At 60.4% G+C, this 16,750-nt stretch carries 18 protein-coding genes; 7 read left to right on the forward strand and 11 right to left on the reverse strand.

The window, feature by feature from the left end; all coding sequences use genetic code 11:
• Positions 1-238: 238 nt before the first annotated feature.
• Positions 239-658 carry a GNAT family N-acetyltransferase gene (locus ACEN93_RS09910; protein WP_414882095.1) on the forward strand — a complete coding sequence of 140 codons (420 nt, stop codon included), beginning with the start codon at positions 239-241 and terminating at the stop codon, positions 656-658.
• On the opposite strand, the gene def is transcribed toward ACEN93_RS09910, so the two are convergent.
• The 3 genes from def to ACEN93_RS09925 form a co-directional block, all read right to left on the reverse strand.
• Positions 659-1,198: a peptide deformylase gene (gene def, locus ACEN93_RS09915; protein WP_103386027.1), complete on the reverse strand. Its 540-nt coding sequence runs from the start codon at positions 1,196-1,198 to the stop codon at positions 659-661.
• Between the two features lie 2 nt (positions 1,199-1,200).
• Entirely contained in the window at positions 1,201-2,151 is a 951-nt protein-coding gene (locus ACEN93_RS09920) for a YihY/virulence factor BrkB family protein (RefSeq protein ID WP_039766115.1), read from the reverse strand.
• A gap of 177 nt (positions 2,152-2,328) precedes the next feature.
• Entirely contained in the window at positions 2,329-2,520 is a 192-nt protein-coding gene (locus tag ACEN93_RS09925) for a CsbD family protein (protein ID WP_039766114.1), read from the reverse strand.
• 197 nt (positions 2,521-2,717) lie between these two features.
• On the opposite strand from ACEN93_RS09925, the gene ACEN93_RS09930 reads away from it, so the two are divergent.
• Complete coding sequence (locus ACEN93_RS09930; protein ID WP_007951149.1) at positions 2,718-3,095, forward strand: hypothetical protein; 378 nt, start codon at positions 2,718-2,720, stop codon at positions 3,093-3,095.
• Positions 3,096-3,262: 167 nt separating this feature from the next.
• On the opposite strand, the gene fadD1 is transcribed toward ACEN93_RS09930, so the two are convergent.
• Positions 3,263-4,960: a long-chain-fatty-acid--CoA ligase FadD1 gene (fadD1, locus tag ACEN93_RS09935; RefSeq protein ID WP_495611356.1), complete on the reverse strand. Its 1,698-nt coding sequence runs from the start codon at positions 4,958-4,960 to the stop codon at positions 3,263-3,265.
• Positions 4,961-5,305: 345 nt separating this feature from the next.
• Positions 5,306-6,994 carry a long-chain-fatty-acid--CoA ligase FadD2 gene (gene fadD2, locus ACEN93_RS09940; RefSeq protein WP_039766110.1) on the reverse strand — a complete coding sequence of 563 codons (1,689 nt, stop codon included), beginning with the start codon at positions 6,992-6,994 and terminating at the stop codon, positions 5,306-5,308.
• 248 nt (positions 6,995-7,242) lie between these two features.
• Here fadD2 and ACEN93_RS09945 point away from each other — a divergent pair, with 248 nt between their 5' ends.
• On the forward strand, positions 7,243-8,187 hold the full coding sequence (locus ACEN93_RS09945) for an alpha/beta hydrolase (RefSeq protein ID WP_495611357.1): 945 nt from the start codon (positions 7,243-7,245) through the stop codon (positions 8,185-8,187).
• Positions 8,188-8,230: 43 nt separating this feature from the next.
• A complete protein-coding gene (locus ACEN93_RS09950; RefSeq protein WP_003227420.1) occupies positions 8,231-8,701 on the forward strand; it encodes a MaoC family dehydratase in 471 nt (156 codons plus the stop codon).
• A gap of 68 nt (positions 8,702-8,769) precedes the next feature.
• On the opposite strand, the gene ACEN93_RS09955 is transcribed toward ACEN93_RS09950, so the two are convergent.
• Positions 8,770-9,237 carry a ferritin-like domain-containing protein gene (locus ACEN93_RS09955; RefSeq protein WP_064598919.1) on the reverse strand — a complete coding sequence of 156 codons (468 nt, stop codon included), beginning with the start codon at positions 9,235-9,237 and terminating at the stop codon, positions 8,770-8,772.
• A gap of 204 nt (positions 9,238-9,441) precedes the next feature.
• Here ACEN93_RS09955 and ACEN93_RS09960 point away from each other — a divergent pair, with 204 nt between their 5' ends.
• On the forward strand, positions 9,442-9,678 hold the full coding sequence (locus ACEN93_RS09960) for a DUF3820 family protein (RefSeq protein ID WP_003213031.1): 237 nt from the start codon (positions 9,442-9,444) through the stop codon (positions 9,676-9,678).
• Positions 9,679-9,703: 25 nt separating this feature from the next.
• Positions 9,704-10,885 (forward strand): aminotransferase class V-fold PLP-dependent enzyme, encoded by a 1,182-nt coding sequence (locus ACEN93_RS09965; RefSeq protein ID WP_490841222.1) that lies wholly within the window; start codon positions 9,704-9,706, stop codon positions 10,883-10,885.
• On the opposite strand, the gene ACEN93_RS09970 is transcribed toward ACEN93_RS09965, so the two are convergent.
• The 4 genes from ACEN93_RS09970 to zwf all read right to left on the reverse strand — a co-directional run bounded on the left by ACEN93_RS09970 (position 10,882) and on the right by zwf (position 14,648).
• A complete protein-coding gene (locus ACEN93_RS09970; RefSeq protein WP_495611358.1) occupies positions 10,882-11,598 on the reverse strand; it encodes an intradiol ring-cleavage dioxygenase in 717 nt (238 codons plus the stop codon). The genes ACEN93_RS09965 and ACEN93_RS09970 overlap by 4 nt on opposite strands.
• A gap of 200 nt (positions 11,599-11,798) precedes the next feature.
• Positions 11,799-12,464: a bifunctional 4-hydroxy-2-oxoglutarate aldolase/2-dehydro-3-deoxy-phosphogluconate aldolase gene (locus ACEN93_RS09975; protein WP_039766101.1), complete on the reverse strand. Its 666-nt coding sequence runs from the start codon at positions 12,462-12,464 to the stop codon at positions 11,799-11,801.
• Between the two features lie 17 nt (positions 12,465-12,481).
• The gene (gene pgl / locus ACEN93_RS09980; protein ID WP_039766099.1) at positions 12,482-13,195 is read right to left on the reverse strand and encodes a 6-phosphogluconolactonase; all 714 of its coding nucleotides are present in this window, start codon (positions 13,193-13,195) and stop codon (positions 12,482-12,484) included.
• Positions 13,182-14,648: a glucose-6-phosphate dehydrogenase gene (gene zwf, locus ACEN93_RS09985; protein ID WP_039766097.1), complete on the reverse strand. Its 1,467-nt coding sequence runs from the start codon at positions 14,646-14,648 to the stop codon at positions 13,182-13,184. The genes pgl and zwf overlap by 14 nt, the downstream gene beginning before the upstream one ends.
• Before the next feature lie 226 nt (positions 14,649-14,874).
• On the opposite strand from zwf, the gene ACEN93_RS09990 reads away from it, so the two are divergent.
• Positions 14,875-15,735 (forward strand): MurR/RpiR family transcriptional regulator, encoded by an 861-nt coding sequence (locus ACEN93_RS09990; RefSeq protein ID WP_169842436.1) that lies wholly within the window; start codon positions 14,875-14,877, stop codon positions 15,733-15,735.
• A 133-nt stretch (positions 15,736-15,868) separates the two neighbouring features.
• On the opposite strand, the gene ACEN93_RS09995 is transcribed toward ACEN93_RS09990, so the two are convergent.
• The gene (locus ACEN93_RS09995) at positions 15,869-16,723 is read right to left on the reverse strand and encodes a D-hexose-6-phosphate mutarotase (protein WP_039766094.1); all 855 of its coding nucleotides are present in this window, start codon (positions 16,721-16,723) and stop codon (positions 15,869-15,871) included.
• Between the last annotated feature and the right edge of the window lie 27 nt (positions 16,724-16,750).

A 16,750-nucleotide genomic window follows, 5' to 3' on the forward strand; every position in this document is an offset into this window, starting at 1 on the left:
CGGATCCGGGCTCCCGAGAGGCGTGATCAATGGCCAAAAATGTCGACTTTTTTCGCCCTCTTTTCGTGGCGTTTTTCGATGGCGGTCTTGGCCGGTTTCTTCTTCGCGGCTTTTTTCGAATCCATACCTTTGGACATGATGCGTACTCCACTCAGAGGGGATGTGAGATCAGGTATACACCTATCCCGGCGGGCACGTTGTTTTATAATCCGCAGCTTTTGCACCGGCAGTCCGATTCATGACCGACATCCGTTACAGCCAGCTCGACGACCTGTCCTGGCCCTTGATGAACAAGTTCTACCGCCAGCATCACTCGTCGATGAAAGCGGTGCGCGAGGCGCAATTATGGGTGGCGCGGCGAGAGGAAATCGTGGCGGCGTTGTGTCTGCGGCCGGTGTTCGGCGGACATTGGTTGACCGGGTTGTTCGTCGATCCGGCCTGCCGTGAGCAAGGCATTGCCGCACAGCTGATTGCCGAAGCGGTGAAGGGTGTGGATATGCCGGTGTGGTTGTTCTGCCACCCGGACTTGCGCGAATTCTACGAGCGGCGCGGCTTCACTTTCGATCCTGCCCTGCCCCAGGCCATGGCCGAGCGCTTGAGTCGTTATGCGCGGAGCAAGCCGATGATTGCCATGGAACTGGCACCGCGCGCGGGCTAGTCAGTCGTCAGCGTTGGGATCGAGATCCGGAAACATCACTTCGGTAAAACCGAACTTGCTGAAATCGGTAATGCGCGACGGGTACAGGCGCCCGATCAGGTGATCGCATTCATGCTGTACCACCCGCGCATGGAACCCTGAGGCCTCCCGCGAGATCGGCTCACCCTTGGGGTCGACGCCTTCGTAACGGATCCGCTGGTATCGATCCACCGCGCCCCGCAGGCCCGGCACCGACAGGCAGCCTTCGAAGCCCTCTTCCATCAGCGGACTGAGCGGCGTGATCAGCGGGTTGATCAGGATCGTCTGCGGCACTGCTTCGGCGTCCGGATAACGCTTGCTGTGCTCGAAACCGAAGATCACCAGTTGCAGATCGACACCGATCTGCGGCGCGGCGAGACCGACGCCGCCGACGCTTTCCATGGTCTGGAACATGTCGTCGATCAATTGCCACAGCTCGGGACTGTCGAGCATTTCAGCGGGCACCGGCGGCGCGATGCGCAGCAGGCGTTCGTCGCCCATCTTCAGGATTTCACGGATCATGATCAGGCTTCGTCAGTGTTCGGCTTGAGCGAATGATCGCGCCCGAGGCCGGAAACGTGTTGTTTGGGATGTTCATCGAGTTCGCCGGGGACTTTCTCGCCCGAATCCTTGCCCTCGCTGGACATGTGTTCGATCACCGCATTCATCTCCGCACCGAGCAACAACACGGCGGCGGAAATGTAGAAATACAGCAACAGCACGATGATTGCACCGATGCTGCCATACATGGCGTTGTAGTTGGCGAACGTCTTGACGTAGAACGCGAAGCCCAGGGACGCGATGATCCACACCACCACCGCCAGCACCGAGCCGGGGGTGATGAAACGAAATTCCTGTTTGACGTCGGGCATCACGTAATAGATCAGCGCCACGGCCACCATCATCAGAATCACGATCACCGGCCAGCGGGCGATGGTCCACAGGGTAACGATGACTTCTTCGAGCCCGACCTGCGCGGCGATCCAGCCCATCACCTGCGGGCCGAGCACCATCAGCGCTGCGGCCACCAGCAACATGCCGGCGATGCCGACGGTGTAGATGATCGACAGCGGAAACCGCTTCCACAGAGGCCGGCCCTCGACCACGTCGTAGGCGGCGTTCATTGCGCTCATCATCAGGCGCACGCCGGCAGACGCGGTGTACAGGGCGATGACGATACCCACCGACAGCAGGCCGCCCTTGGATTGCTGCAACTGATCGATCACCGGGTTGACCTGCTCCAGCGCCTGGGGCGGCAATACCAGCTCCGATTGCAGGCGCAGCCAGGAGAAGAAGTCCGGCAGGTGCAGGAAACCGATCAGGGCAATCAGAAACAGAATGAACGGGAACAGCGAGAACAGCATCTGGTAGGCCAGTGCCGAGGCATAGGTCGACATCTCGTCGTCGACGAATTCGGTGACCGTGCGCACCATCACCCGGTGCAGGGGCAGACCTTTCATGTCCGGAAAAATCATTCGCGTCTCCTTTCGCCGCAGAACAGGTTGAAGTCGTGGCGACTCAGGGGCCGTTTTTCTCTCATCAAAGTAGCTCACTTGGCGACTTTGAAACACTGTGTTCCGTGACCGCATGTGAGCGGGATACGAAAACGGCCATCCTTGGATGGCCGCTTCGCTGTTTCGTTCAAGGCCGGATCAGGCCTTGTCGACGCCCTTCTTGACCGCGTCCTTGGCTTTGCCCACCGCTTGCTGGGCCTCGCCTTTCTTCTCTTGCAGTTTGCCTTCGGCTTGCAGTTTGGTGTTGTCGGTGGCTTTGCCGACTCCCTGCTTGACGTTGCCGACCGCTTCGTTGGCCATGCCTTTCACTTTATCGCTCGTGCTACCCATGGTGATTCTCCTTGGAACATTAACGGGGAAAGTCAGTACGTAATGATTGACTGGCCCGGTTTGCGCCAAGTTTCATTTATTTTCAGGGCTTCATTTCGTCGCGGCGTGCAGGTTTGGCTTTATGTTTGTGAGCGTTGCCCCGAGAATGCCCGCCATAAGGGCGCCAGGCGCCGCAGAACCGATCCCGCAGGAATGTTATGAAACTCGATAAAAAGCAGGCCATCGCCCGTCGCAACCAGGAACTGGGCGGTGCCGTGCTCGGCACCAACAACTGCCACTTCGCCGAACTGAACCGCAACCGCAACATCTGGTGGTTCGACTTGCCGGTGTCGCGTCTGGCGATCGGTCAGTACGAGTGGATTCACCTGTTGATGCACACCCCGGCCACCGACGAACTGCTGCACCTGAAAGTGCCGACCGTGTTCCTGCGCGAGAAACTCGAAGGCCTGGTGATCCGCAACGAAGGCAAGCGCAAGGCAGCCCTGAGCCTGGAACTGAGCGCCGACAAGGACTCGTACCTGCAGGACATGCGCCCGGCGGGGACCAACGTTAACTTCGCGCCGTTCCGCCAATAAGACACTCAAGCTGATCGTTCCCACGCTCTGCGTGGGAATGCCGCCCAGGACGCTCCGCGTCCAGCACGGCAGGGACGCAGAGCGTCCCGGGATGCGTTACCACGCGGAGCGTGGGAACGATCAAGCGGTAAACCAACAAAAAGCCCCGCATCTGCGGGGCTTCCTGTTTACGCGGCGTTCTTCGCCTTGATCTTCTTCAGCTCTTCGTCACGCAGTTCGCGACGCAGGATCTTGCCGACGTTGGTGGTCGGCAACGCATCGCGGAACTCCACGGAGCGCGGCACCTTGTAGCCGGTGACGTTGGCGCGCATGTGCTCCATCACCTGTTCCTTGGTCAGGGTGACACCCGGTTTGGCGACGATGAAGATCTTGATCGCCTCGCCGGATTTTTCGTCCGGAACGCCGATGGCCGCACACTGCAACACGCCCGGCAGGGCCGCCAGCACGTCTTCCAGTTCGTTCGGATACACGTTGAAACCGGACACCAGAATCATGTCTTTCTTGCGATCGACGATGCGCATGTAGCCGTCCGGCTGGATCAGCGCGATGTCGCCGGTCTTCAGCCAGCCTTCGCTGTCGAGCATTTCATCGGTGGCTTCCTGACGCTGCCAGTAGCCCTTCATCACTTGCGGGCCCTTGACGCACAGCTCGCCGATTTCGCCCAGCGGCTGCTCGACACCGGCGTCGTCAATGACTTTGCACAGGGTCGACGGCACCGGAATCCCGATGGTGCCAATCTGAATGTTCTGAATCGGGTTGACCGTGGCCACCGGGCTGGTTTCGGTCATGCCGTAACCTTCGCAGATCGGGCAACCGGTGACCGCTTTCCAGCGCTCGGCTGCGGCCAGTTGCAGGGCCATGCCGCCGGACAGGGTGACTTTCAGCGCCGAGAAATCCAGCTTGCGGAAACCTTCGTTGTTGCACAGGGCCACGAACAGCGTGTTGAGGCCGACGAAACCGCTGAACTTCCACTTCGACAGTTCCTTGACCATCGCCGGCAGGTCGCGCGGGTTGCTGATCAGGATGTTGTGGTTGCCGATCAGCATCATCGCCATGCAATGAAAGGTGAACGCATAGATGTGGTACAGCGGCAGTGGCGTGATCAGGATCTCGCAACCTTCATTGAGGTTGGAGCCCATCAGCGCCTTGCACTGCAGCATGTTGGCGACGAGGTTGCGATGGGTGAGCATCGCGCCCTTGGCCACGCCGGTGGTGCCGCCGGTGTATTGCAGCACCGCGACGTCGCCGCTGTCCGGGTTGGCTTCAGCCACCGGCTGGCCCTGGCCCTTGCTCAGCACGTCGTTGAACTTGACGGCTTTGGGCAGGTGGTAGACCGGAACCATTTTCTTCACGTACTTGATGACGCTGTTGATCAGCAGGCGCTTGATCGGCGGCAGCAGGTCGGCGACTTCGGTGACGATGACGTGTTTGACGCCGGTTTTCGGCACCACGGCTTCGGCCAGGTGCGCCATGTTCGCCAGGCACACCAGCGCCTTGGCACCGGAGTCGTTGAATTGGTGCTCCATTTCCCGCGCGGTGTACAGCGGGTTGGTGTTGACCACGATCAGCCCGGCGCGGATGGCGCCGAAGACGGCGACCGGGTACTGCAGCACGTTGGGCAGTTGCACGGCGATTCGATCACCGGGCTGCAAATCGGTATGCTGTTGCAGATAAGCGGCAAACGCACCGGACAATTCGTACAGTTCACCGTAGGTGATGGTTTTGCCCAGGTTGCTGAACGCCGGTTTGTCGGCGAAGCGTTGGCAGGATTGCTTCAACACTGCCTGAATATTCGGGTACTCGTCTGGATTGATGTCGGCAGCAATTCCAGCGGGGTACTTATCCTTCCAAAAGTCTTCGATCATGGAAGCCCACTCCTCAGCAACGCGAATTCAGCACCGCATTTGATGCGATTATTATTGGTGTTTGTTTATTGGTGAGTCTGGCTTTTTACAAGGCCGAGAAGTCACAAAGCGCGCCGAGAGTAGCAGCTTTGCCAAGGGTCGACTAGAGCCAAAAGCGGCCCCTACAGTCATTTTAATGACTCAAGAACTACTGGCAGTCATTTTAGAGCAAAAATCCTATAACACCTTGAAAGTCCCGGTTTTCGGGGCCTTGAAACAAAAAATCGCGAGCGGGCTCGCTTCCACAGGTTCACTGATGATCCTGTGGGAGCGAACCCGCTCGCGATAGAGTGAAGCGCAATTCTTTTATGCGATATCGCGCAACTCTCTGCGCAGAATTTTCCCGACAGGCGTCATCGGCAATGACTCACGCAGCACGATGTGTTTCGGCACCTTGTACGCCGTGAAATTCTCTTTGCAGTAGGCCTTAAGCTCTTCCAGGCTCACCCCGGTTTCCCGCGCCACCACAAACAGCTTCACCGCCTCGCCGGATCGCTCGTCCGGCACGCCGATCACTGCGCAGTTGGCAACTTTCGGGTGGGCCATCACCACGTCTTCGATTTCGTTCGGATACACGTTGAAACCGGAGACGATGATCATGTCTTTCTTGCGGTCGACGATGCGCACGAAACCGTCCGGGTCGATGACTGCAATGTCGCCGGACTTGAACCAGCCCTCGGCATCCAGCACTTCGGCGGTAGCCTCGGGCTTGTTCCAGTAGCCCTTCATGATCTGCGGGCCCTTGATGCACAGCTCGCCGCGCTCGCCCAGGGGCTGCTCGACGCCGTCGTCGTTGATGACTTTCAACAAGGTGCCCGGCACCGGCAGGCCGACCGTGCCGATCCGCGACAGCTCGCCGTACGGGTTGGTGCAGGCCACCGGCGAGGTTTCGGTCAGGCCGTAACCTTCGGTAATCCGGCAACCGGTGATCTGCTCCCAACGCTCGGCGGTGGCCTTGACCAGCGCGGTGCCGCCGGAGTTGGTGAGCTTGAGGGTGGAGAAATCCAGGGTCTTGAAGTCCGGATGATCCATCAGCGCGACAAACAGCGTGTTGAGCCCCAGCAGCGCCGAGAACTTCCAGTTCTTCAGCTCCTTGATGAAGCCGCCGATGTCACGCGGGTTGGTGATCAGTACGTTGTGGTTGCCCGACACCATCATGCACATGCAATTCGCGGTGAAGGCATAGATGTGGTAGAGCGGCAGCGGCGCGATCATCACCTCCTGCCCTTCGCGCAACAACGGCTGGCCGTCGCTGCCGAACTGGCCGAGACAGGCGCGCACCTGCTGCATGTTCGCCACCAGATTGCCGTGGGTCAGCATCGCGCCCTTGGCCAGGCCGGTGGTGCCGCCGGTGTATTGCAGGACGGCAATGTCGTCCAGGCCGACCTTCAGCGGCTTGATGCCCAGGCCCCGACCCATGCGCAGAGCGCTCTTGAAGGAAATCGCCTGGGGCAGCGAATACGCCGGCACCATCTTCTTCACTTTGCTGACCACGGTGTTGACCAGCCAGCCCTTGGCGGCAGGCATCAGGTCGCCCATCTTCGCTTCGATCAGATACTGAATGTCGGTGTCCGCCAGCACTTCCTGGACTTTCTGGCCGAACATGTTCAGGTACACCAGCGCCCGGGCACCGGAATCCTTGAACTGGTGGCGCATTTCCCGCGCGGTGTACAGCGGGTTGGTGTTGACCACGATCAGCCCGGCACGCAAGGCGCCGAACACGGCAATCGGATAATGCAGGACGTTGGGCATCTGCACCGCGATGCGATCCCCCGGCGCCAGATCGGTGTGGGCTTGCAGATAACCGGCGAACGCGGCGCTCTGGCGCTCCAGCTCGGCGTAGGTCAGGGTCACGCCCATGTTGCTGAACGCCGGGCGATCAGCGAATTTCTTGCAGGAACGCTCGAACACCTCGATCACCGACTTGAATTCACCCGCGTCGATGTCCAGGGGTACGCCCGCCGGGCGTTTGTCATTCCAGAAATCAGGTTGCATTGTTCTTGTCCTCTTTACCTGAGCCGATCCGGGGCCGCTTCGCTGTCATTTCTTTCCGTCCGTGAAAAAGCCGAGAGCAAAAAGCGGGGCTTCACGGACACTAGCAGCTATGGTCAATCAGGCAAATATGGGCAAGGTCGTCATTGATCGTGTGAATCTTCCTGCCGTGGCGTGAGCTGATCGGACGCGCTATACAATGCAACCTCTGCAAGACGCTTGAGCAAAAACAGGCCGCAAAAGGAATCGCCATGATCCACGACACCTTCTGGCTGGACGCGAGTGACCGCAGCCGCCTCTTCGTCAACCTGTGGCTGCCGAACGCGCCGCTGAAGGCGGTGATTCTGCTGGCCCACGGCATGGCGGAACACAGCGCACGCTACGCTCGGCTGGCAGAGGCGCTCTGCGCCGAAGGCTACGGTGTGTACGCACCCGACCAGCGCGGGCATGGCAAAACCGCCGATCATGGGACTCTGGGGCATTTCGCCGACGACGATGGCTGGTGCAAGGTGGTTGGAGATCTCGCGAGTCTCAACCAGTTCCTCGGCCAGCGTCATCCGGGAGTACCGATCGTGCTGCTCGGGCACAGCATGGGCAGTTACATTGCACAGGCTTATCTGCTGCATCACAGCGCCAGCCTGCATGGCGCGATTCTCAGCGGTTCGAATTTCCAGCCGGTTGCGCTGTACCGTGCGGCCCGGCAGATCGCCCGGTTCGAAAAGCTGCGCCAGGGTGCCAAGGGCCGCAGCGCGCTGATCGAATGGCTGTCGTTCGGCTCGTTCAACAATAAATTCAGACCGGCGCGCACCGCGTTTGACTGGCTCAGTCGCGACCCGGCCGAGGTCGACAAGTACGCCACCGACCCGCTGTGCGGCTTTCGCTGCACCAATCAACTATGGATCGACCTGCTCGGCGGGTTGCAGCAAATCAGCAAAGCGTCCAATCTCGCCCAGATCGATCCGGGCCTGCCGCTGCTGGTGATCGGCGGCGAATGTGATCCGGTGAGCGAAGGCAAGCGTCTGACTGATCTGGCCAATGCCTTGCGCGCGGCCGGCAGCCAGAACCTGCAACTGAAGATCTACCCGCAGGCGCGGCACGAATTGTTCAACGAGAGCAACCGCGACGAAGTGACCGCCGATGTGCTGGCCTGGATCGAACAGGCCCTGAGCCATCGCCGGCCGCACCGCAGCGAATAATTTTTTTGTGGATTCATTTCATCCGTCACAGGAATTCAGACCCATGACCCAGGTTACCAACATCCCTTACGAAGCCCTCGAAGTGGGCCAGACCGCGAGCTACAGCAAGACTGTCGAGGAACGCGACATTCAGCTGTTCGCCGCGATGTCCGGCGACCACAACCCGGTGCACCTGGACGCCGAGTTCGCCGCCGCCAGCATGTTCAAGGAACGTATCGCCCACGGCATGTTCAGCGGCGCGCTGATCAGTGCGGCCGTGGCTTGCGAGCTGCCTGGACCGGGCACCATTTATATCGGCCAGCAGATGAGCTTCCAGAAGCCGGTGAAGATCGGCGACACCCTGACCGTACGCCTGGAAATCCTCGAGAAACTGCCGAAATTCCGTGTGCGCATCGCCACGCGCGTATTCAACCAGCGCGATGAGCTGGTGGTGGACGGCGAGGCCGAGATCCTGGCGCCGCGCAAGCAACAGACCGTAACCCTCCCGACGTTGCCGGCCATCAGCATCGGCTGATCGTCCTCGGTTAAATCCGGGCACAAAAAAACGCCAGACCAGCTGGCGTTTTTGTTGGCCTCGAACGCTTACGAGCGTGCGCGAGCCTGGTTACGCAGCGCTTTCACCTGATCGTGATTGCGTTGCACGCCATGGTATTGGCGCTCGACCAGATCACGGATGCCGACCAGGTTGTGCTTGTTGATCTTCTCGATCGCTTCACGATAAGCCTTCAGGGCGTGGTCTTCACCGCGCTCGGCTTCGTTGAGCACCGCTTCTTCGTCCTTGCCGGTGAACATCGCTTTGACGTCGACCCAGCGACGGTGCAGATCACCGCTGACACTGGTCGAGGTTTCCGGATCGCCGCCCATCGAACGCACCGCCGCCTGCAGCTCGGCCGCCGCCGTGGCGCAATCGGCAGAGCGTTGGGTGAACAGAGCTTTCAGTTCTGGGTGCTTGATGTCTTCAGCGCAGGTCTTGAACCCTTCCTGACCGTCCTTGCTGGTTTCGATCAGGTCGTTGAGGACGGAGATGGCTTCTTTATTCATGTCAGTCATTTTTCAATTCCTTGCGTGGTGAAAGATGCAAGGAGTGTTGCAGTGGTCGTGCCAGCTTTTCGAAAAGAAATTAATCGTTAATTTTCAATAAGTTATAAATAAAACGAAAATCTGTATGCCTGTTATTTGCATGATCTGTCATTTGGCCTGCATGCAGAATGCCTGTATTTTCCAACGTGTTTTACAACCCAGACGATTCCAACGATGAACCCCGAAAAGCTCGAACTGTTGATCACCCGCGAAATGCCCTTCGGCAAGTACAAGGGCCGGATCATTGCCGACCTGCCGGGCCCGTACCTGAACTGGTTCGCCCGGGAAGGATTTCCCCATGGCGAACTGGGCGGGCTGCTGGCCCTGATGCAGGAAATCGATCACAACGGCCTGTCGGAACTGCTCGAACCGCTGCGCGCCAAACATGGCAAACCTGCCCCGCGCCACTGAGGCGTCACCCTGATCCGAGTCGACCATGCCCGATAACACCCGCCGCGCCCGAGACGAAGCCTTCTGGCAAACCTTCGCTGACCGATACGACCGCCATCCCGGCCCCGTGAACCTGGAGAACGGCTACTTCGGACGGATGTCCCGCACCGTGATCGAGGAGTATCAGCGCAACGTCGAGCTGATCAACAACAGCAACTCGATCTACGTGCGCCAACGTTTCGAACAGCACGACAGCCTCGATATCCGCGCGCAACTGGCCGAGCTGATCGGCGTCCGCGCGCAAAGCGTGGCGTTCACCCACAACGCCACTGCCGGCCTGCAATCTCTGATCCGCAACTACAACCGCCTGCAGCCGGGCGACCAGGTGCTGATCTGCGACCTGGAGTACGACACGGTCAAGGGCGCCATGCGCTGGCTGGCGCAGCATCGCGGGGTCGAGGTGATCGAGATCGAGCACACCCACCCGGCCAGCTTCGACAGCCTGCTGGCGACTTACCGCGAAGCCTTTACCCGCTATCCGAAGCTCAAGCTGATGGCGCTGACTCACGTTACCCACCGCACCGGGCTGGTAATGCCGGTGCAGGCCATTGCCTCGCTGGCCAGGGAGCATGGCGTCGATATCATCCTTGATGGCGCCCATGCGCTCGGGCAGATTGAGTTCGACCTCGAAGCGTTGGGCATCGCCTTCGCCGGGTACAACCTGCACAAGTGGATCGGCTCGCCGCTGACCCTCGGCTTTATCTACATCGCCCCGCAGCGCCTGGCCGACATCGACCCGGACATGGGCGAGATGCATTTTTCGGCTGACGACATCCGTTCGCGCACGCCTTACAGCACGCCGAACATTCCGGCGTTGATGACCTTGCCACTGGTGTTCGAGGAACACCGCGCACTGGGTGGCGCGGCCGCCAAAGGCGCGCGGATGAATTACTTGCGCAACCTGTGGGTGAGCGCCGTGCGCAATCTGCCGGGCATCGAAGTCACGACCCCGGACGATCCGCGTCTCTATTGCGGCATCACCTCGCTACGCTTTACCCGGCATGCCGACCAGCAGGTGATGGTCGAACGCCTGCTCAACGACTACAACCTGTTCACCGTGGTGCGCAATGGCTCGGCCTGTGGGCCATGCATCCGTATCACGCCGTCGCTGACCACCACGGCGGCGGAAATCCAGCTCCTGGTTCAGGCACTGAACGAACTGCGTTAAACCGTGTACTTGTCGAAATCCTCGGGCTTGATCTGCGACGACACCGCAAAGGTGTCGATGCCGATCGTGAGGTGGCCGAAGTAACCGTCCTCGTGAGAGTCGCGGCCGATCGGCCAGACGGTCAGGGTCGACTCTTCACCACCCATCTTGGTGTAGTAGACATCGTCGTTGTTGCACACCGGCAGCGAGCCGCGCCCGCGATAGGCCTTGGCGTTGAGCACGCCACGGGACACCACCTCCGGAAAATACAGCTGCCCGACCCAGGCCACATTGCGCTCATCCAGATACTCATTACCGCAGACGATACGCACCGCCACGTGAATGTGCAGGGCTCGCCCGGCGTAGAAACCCGGATAGATCGTTGTGAAGCGCACCCTGCCCTTGTGGTCGCTGAACTGACCGCCGCGCAGATAGGTGTCGTCGTCGGTTCGCGGGATCGAGCCGATGTCCTCGACGTCGACTTCCAGATCCGGGTTCACCCGGCTCCAGCCGGAGTACGCGCCGCGGGCGTTGCAGTGCCAGATATCCACCAGCGCACCGGTGACCGGCTCGGCGGTCATGGCATCGACGATGGTCAGGCGCAGCAGCAAAGGCAGGCCCTCGGCGCCTTCGCTGATATTGCGGCGCAGCAGTTTGGGATTGCGAAAATAGGGCCCCGCGACCTGCTCGGGGGCCAGTTGATAAACCGATGAAGCTGAAGGCTGGTTATCCATGACGCGTTCTCTCTTCCATAAGATGAACGCAGGTTAACGCCACATACGAAGCTTGGTGCGGTAACTATGTATCTCGAAATAACGTTTCTCGAAATAACAAAAGCTTTTTGCGGGCAAAAAAAAACGGCGCACCGACCAAGCGCACCGTTAAAGCCGTAGAACACACAACGAAGTGTAGGGTTGCAACTAATTGAAAAGTATCAGTCCAGCAGCGCCAGCGCCTCGGCGGTGCATTCCTGAATGCGGGCCCAGTCGCCGTTCTTGATCCACTCAGGATCGAGCATCCAGCTACCGCCCACGCACATGACGTTTTTCAGCGCCATGTAGCTCTTGATGTTGGCCGGGCCGACGCCGCCGGTCGGGCAGAATTTCACTTCGCCGAACGGGCCGCCGAGTGCCTTGATTGCAGCCACGCCGCCGCTGACTTCCGCCGGGAACAGCTTGAAGCGGCGATAACCCAGGCCATAGCCTTCCATGATGCCGGAGGCATTGCTGATGCCCGGCAGCAGCGGGATCGGGCTTTCGACACTGGCTTCCAGCAGGTCACGGGTGATGCCCGGGGTGACGATGAATTGCGAACCGGCAGCTTCGGCCGCGGCCAGCATATTGCGGTCGAGCACGGTGCCGGCACCGGTCACCAGTTCCGGGCGCTGTTCGCGCAGGATCTGGATCGCCTTGAGGCCGAACTGCGAACGCAGGGTCACTTCCAGCGCGGTCAGACCACCGGCGGCCAAGGCGTCGGCCAATGGCAGCACGTCCTGTTCGCGGGCGATGGTGATCACCGGCAGGATCCGCGCCTTGGCGCAGAGGCTGTCGATCAGGGCAACTTTGTCCGCCATGGAAACGGTCGGGGATGGAATTTTCATAGCGGCTGTTCCTTGGCTCATGGGCACCAGTAAATCTCTAACGTAGGTTGCAGAAACGCGCGAACCGGCATGGCGGCGACGTCGTTGGATGCCAGTGCGGCATTCAGGGTGGTCAGTTTCGACTGACCGGAAATCGACAGAATCTTGTGCCGCGCCGACGCCAGCAGCGCCCGGCTCATGGTCAGGCGCTGGCGTGGCACGCTTGGTGCGAGCATCGGCCAGCAGCGACGGGTGCCGTCGGCTTGCAGGGCTTCGGCCAGGTTCGGGCTGTCCGGGAACAGTGATGCGGTGTGACCGTCATCACCCATGCCCAGCACCAGCACGTCAATGGGCGGCAATTCGGCGAGCAAACGATCAGCCTGCTCCGCAGCCTGCTCGACGTTGGCCGCCGCGCTGTAGAGGCTGAGGAACTGAGCCTTGGCCGCCGGGCCCCTGAGCAGATATTGCTTGAGCAGACCGGCGTTGCTGTCGGCATGTTCGACCGGCACCCAGCGCTCGTCGGCGAGGGTCACGACGACCTTCGACCAGTCCAGTTCCTGCTTGGCCAGGTGCTGGAAAAACGCCACCGGGCTACGACCGCCGGACACCACCAGCACCGCATTGCCACGTGCCGCCAGCGCTTCGCTCAATTGCTTGGCGACATTCAGCGCCAGGCCTTCGGCGAGCAGCACCGGGCTCTTGAATTCGCGGGCATTCACGCCCTCGGGCAGTTTCACATCAGATATCGCCATACCACGACCTCCCGTCCCGCGTGATCAATGCAATGGAGCTCATCGGCCCCCACGACCCGGCCGCATACGGCTTGGGCGCGTCGCCGGATTTTTTCCACCCGGCGATCAGCTGGTCACACCATTTCCACGCGGCTTCGATTTCATCTTTACGGACAAACAGGTTCTGATTGCCGTTCATCACTTCCAGCAACAACCGCTCGTAGGCATCGGGGATCCGAGCGCTGCGCCAGGTGTCGGAAAAATTCAGTTGCAGCGGGCCGCTGCGCAGTTGCATGCCCTTGTCCAGGCCTTGCTCTTTGGTCATCACGCGCAAGGAAATGCCTTCGTCCGGTTGCAGGCGGATGATCAGTTTGTTGCTGATCTGCAGGCGCTGTTCGGGGGCGAAGATGTAGTGCGACGGTTCCTTGAAGTGGATGACGATCTGCGACAGTTTCTGCGGCATGCGCTTGCCGGTGCGCAGGTAGAACGGCACGCCGGCCCAGCGCCAGTTGCGAATGTCGGCACGCAGGGCAACGAAGGTTTCGGTATCGCTCTGGGCATTGGAATTCGGCTCTTCGAGGTAGCCCGGCACGGACTTGCCTTCGCTGTGCCCGGCGATGTACTGGCCGCGCACCACCTGCGTGGTGAGGCCTTCGGGACTGATTGGCGCCAGGGCCTTGAGCACTTTCACTTTTTCATCGCGGATGCTGTCGGCGGACAGGTCGGCCGGCGGATCCATGGCAATCAGGCAGAGCAGTTGCAGCAGGTGGTTCTGGATCATGTCCCGCAACTGGCCGGCCTTGTCGAAGTAACCCCAGCGGCCTTCGATACCGACTTTCTCGGCCACGGTGATTTCCACGTGGGAGATGTAGTTCTGGTTCCACTGGGTTTCGAACAGGCTGTTGGCGAAACGCAGGGCGATGAGGTTCTGAACAGTCTCTTTGCCCAGGTAGTGGTCGATGCGGTAGGTGCGGTTCTCCGGGAAGAACTGCGCCACGGCGTCGTTGACCTTGCGCGAGGATTCGAGGTCGGAGCCGATCGGTTTTTCCAGCACCACGCGGGTGTTTTCCGCCAGACCGACGTTCGCCAGATTCTCGCAAATCGCGCCGTACACCGCCGCCGGAGTGGCGAAGTAGGCAATCATGCGTTGCGTGCTGCCGGCCAGTTCGGCCAGCGCCACGTAATCTTCAGCCTTGAGGAAGTCGACGTGCAGGTAGGTCAGGCGCGCCAGAAAGCGCTCGGCCACGGCCTCGTCCAGCTCCTTGCCCACATAACGACGCAGCTCGGCGGCGATGAACGCCAGGTGTTGCTGCTCGGTGCCCGTCTCACGGGCCAGTGCGATAACGCGCGTGTCCTCGTGCAACAGGCCGGCGCCATCAAGGTGATAAAGGGCAGGAAACAGCTTGCGCAGGGCCAGATCGCCCAAGGCGCCGAACAAGGCGAAGGTGCACGGTTCAACCGTAATCGAAGGCATGATGTTTGTTCTTTTATCAAGTTAAGCTACAAATACCTTTTTTCAAGGCATCACTCAAGGGAAAATGTAGTAATAACCACAACATTTTCGCAAAATACAGATTCCGAGTGGTGGTCGGTCGGAGCCATCAGTAGGATAGGCCACCGTCACGGGCCACATCAAAGGCCCAATTTGCATAGCCGCGCGCTTATCGGCGCCGGTGAATCTAGGAATTCTTATGGACCGCGTGCGAAATTTACTGGAACAGATCCAGAGTCGCCTTGAAGAGCTGAACAAGGCCGAACGCAAAGTCGCCGAAGTGATCCTGCTCAACCCACAGCAGGCCACCCGCTTCAGCATCGCCGCCCTCGCCCAGGCGGCGTCGGTCAGTGAACCGACGGTCAACCGTTTCTGCCGTTCGTTCGGCGTCAGCGGCTACCCCGAACTCAAGTTGCAACTGGCGCAGAGCCTGGCCAGCGGCGCGGCCTATGTCAGCCGCGCAGTGGAAGCTGACGACAATCCCGAGGCCTATACGCAGAAGATTTTCGGCAGTGCGATCGCCTCCCTGGACAGCGCGTGCCAGGCACTGGACCCGAACCTGATCAGCCGCGCCGTCGACCTGTTGATCCAGGCCCGGCAGATCCACTTCTTCGGCCTGGGTGCTTCGGCGCCGGTGGCGCTGGATGCGCAGCACAAGTTCTTCCGCTTTAACCTGGCAGTCACCGCCCACGCCGATGTGCTGATGCAACGGATGATTGCCTCGGTGGCGCACACCGGCGAGCTGTTCGTGATCATTTCCTACACCGGCCGCACGCGCGAACTGGTGGAAGTGGCGCGCATCGCCCGGGAGAACGGCGCTTCGGTGCTGGGCCTGACGGCAGAGAATTCGCCGCTGGCCAAGGCCAGTACGCTTAGCCTGAATATTCCGCTGCCGGAAGACACCGACATCTACATGCCGATGACTTCGCGGATCATTCAGTTGACCGTGCTGGATGTGCTGGCGACGGGGATGACGCTGCGTCGCGGGGTGGATTTCCAGCCGCATTTGCGCAAGATCAAAGAGAGCTTGAATGCGAGCCGGTATCCGGTGGGTGACGAGTTCAACTAGTTCGCGCTGATCGTTCCCACGCTCTGCGTGGGAACGCCTCAAGGGACGCTCTGCGTCCAGTGACGCGGAGCGTCACGGGCTGCATTCCCACGCGGAGCGTGGGAACGATCATCGCTCTGCATGGGAGCGATCATTACGCAGCAGCCCACGCCTGCAAACTCAGATGCGCCTTCTCCCCCGGCGCCAGATGCAGGCTGTCGGTGCCGCCCGCCGCCGCTTCAACACAGACAAACTCCGAGATCTCATCCCAGGTCACGCCGAGCAACGGCCGCGTCCCCGGATGCCACACCACGGTGTCCGCGCTGTCGCCGGTATCGATGCACAACTCGCGCTGCCAGGCGTGATCCTTGAGCTGCAATTCGCCGTCATGCTGGAACACCCGCTGACAGCCGCCATCGACCCGCAACTCGCCTTCCTGCTGACAAATCTCACGGTTCAACTGGTCGTAACCCTGCGCCCCTTCGAGCCCAGACAGCGCTATCTCACTCACATCGCCAATACGCCAGTAAGCATGCAAAGCCTGGCTCAACTGGCACGGCATGTCGTCCTGATGCTCGGTGCTCAGGCGCAATTCCATGCGTTCGCCCAGGTGCGCGTGCAGGTCCACCTGCCAATCGCACAACTGCAATTGCCAATGCAGGCGCACGCCGTCATCGCCGGTGCTGCTGTCGAGCAGTTTCCAGTCCAGCAGTCGCGCCCAGCCGTGAGACGGCCACGCGTTTTCGCTCGGGTGACGGCCATACCATGGCCAGCAAACCGGCACGCCGCCACGAATCGCGCCGACATGCGGCCATTTCGCCGCGCACCACAACCACGGTTTTTGCCCGCGCGGCTGAAAATGCAGCAATTGCGCGCCTTGGCGACTGAACACCGCCTGACACAGCGGATGATCGATCACCAGCACATCGCGCATCTGATAGCGCTCCCAGGCGAACACCGGTCGTTCACGCAAGGATTTGAAGAAGCGTTGCAGCGGATGCTCATGCATGGGCCACGGTTCCAGATTCAACTTTCA

The organism is Pseudomonas sp. Pseusp21 (assembly GCF_059492145.1).

Bases quoted from the DNA above. Each gene is read 5' to 3' on its own strand.
- ACEN93_RS09965 (WP_490841222.1), top strand. From the start codon at position 9,704: ATGCCCGATAACACCCGCCGCGCCCGAGACGAAGCCTTCTGGCAAACC.
- ACEN93_RS09925 (WP_039766114.1), bottom strand. From the start codon at position 2,520: ATGGGTAGCACGAGCGATAAAGTGAAAGGCATGGCCAACGAAGCGGTC.
- ACEN93_RS09945 (WP_495611357.1), top strand. From the start codon at position 7,243: ATGATCCACGACACCTTCTGGCTGGACGCGAGTGACCGCAGCCGCCTC.
- ACEN93_RS09930 (WP_007951149.1), top strand. From the start codon at position 2,718: ATGAAACTCGATAAAAAGCAGGCCATCGCCCGTCGCAACCAGGAACTG.
- ACEN93_RS09970 (WP_495611358.1), bottom strand. From the start codon at position 11,598: ATGGATAACCAGCCTTCAGCTTCATCGGTTTATCAACTGGCCCCCGAG.
- zwf (WP_039766097.1), bottom strand. From the start codon at position 14,648: ATGCCTTCGATTACGGTTGAACCGTGCACCTTCGCCTTGTTCGGCGCC.
- ACEN93_RS09910 (WP_414882095.1), top strand. From the start codon at position 239: ATGACCGACATCCGTTACAGCCAGCTCGACGACCTGTCCTGGCCCTTG.
- ACEN93_RS09955 (WP_064598919.1), bottom strand. From the start codon at position 9,237: ATGACTGACATGAATAAAGAAGCCATCTCCGTCCTCAACGACCTGATC.
- def (WP_103386027.1), bottom strand. From the start codon at position 1,198: ATGATCCGTGAAATCCTGAAGATGGGCGACGAACGCCTGCTGCGCATC.
- fadD2 (WP_039766110.1), bottom strand. From the start codon at position 6,994: ATGCAACCTGATTTCTGGAATGACAAACGCCCGGCGGGCGTACCCCTG.
- ACEN93_RS09995 (WP_039766094.1), bottom strand. From the start codon at position 16,723: ATGCATGAGCATCCGCTGCAACGCTTCTTCAAATCCTTGCGTGAACGA.
- pgl (WP_039766099.1), bottom strand. From the start codon at position 13,195: ATGGCGATATCTGATGTGAAACTGCCCGAGGGCGTGAATGCCCGCGAA.
- ACEN93_RS09920 (WP_039766115.1), bottom strand. From the start codon at position 2,151: ATGATTTTTCCGGACATGAAAGGTCTGCCCCTGCACCGGGTGATGGTG.
- fadD1 (WP_495611356.1), bottom strand. From the start codon at position 4,960: ATGATCGAAGACTTTTGGAAGGATAAGTACCCCGCTGGAATTGCTGCC.
- ACEN93_RS09975 (WP_039766101.1), bottom strand. From the start codon at position 12,464: ATGAAAATTCCATCCCCGACCGTTTCCATGGCGGACAAAGTTGCCCTG.
- ACEN93_RS09950 (WP_003227420.1), top strand. From the start codon at position 8,231: ATGACCCAGGTTACCAACATCCCTTACGAAGCCCTCGAAGTGGGCCAG.
- ACEN93_RS09960 (WP_003213031.1), top strand. From the start codon at position 9,442: ATGAACCCCGAAAAGCTCGAACTGTTGATCACCCGCGAAATGCCCTTC.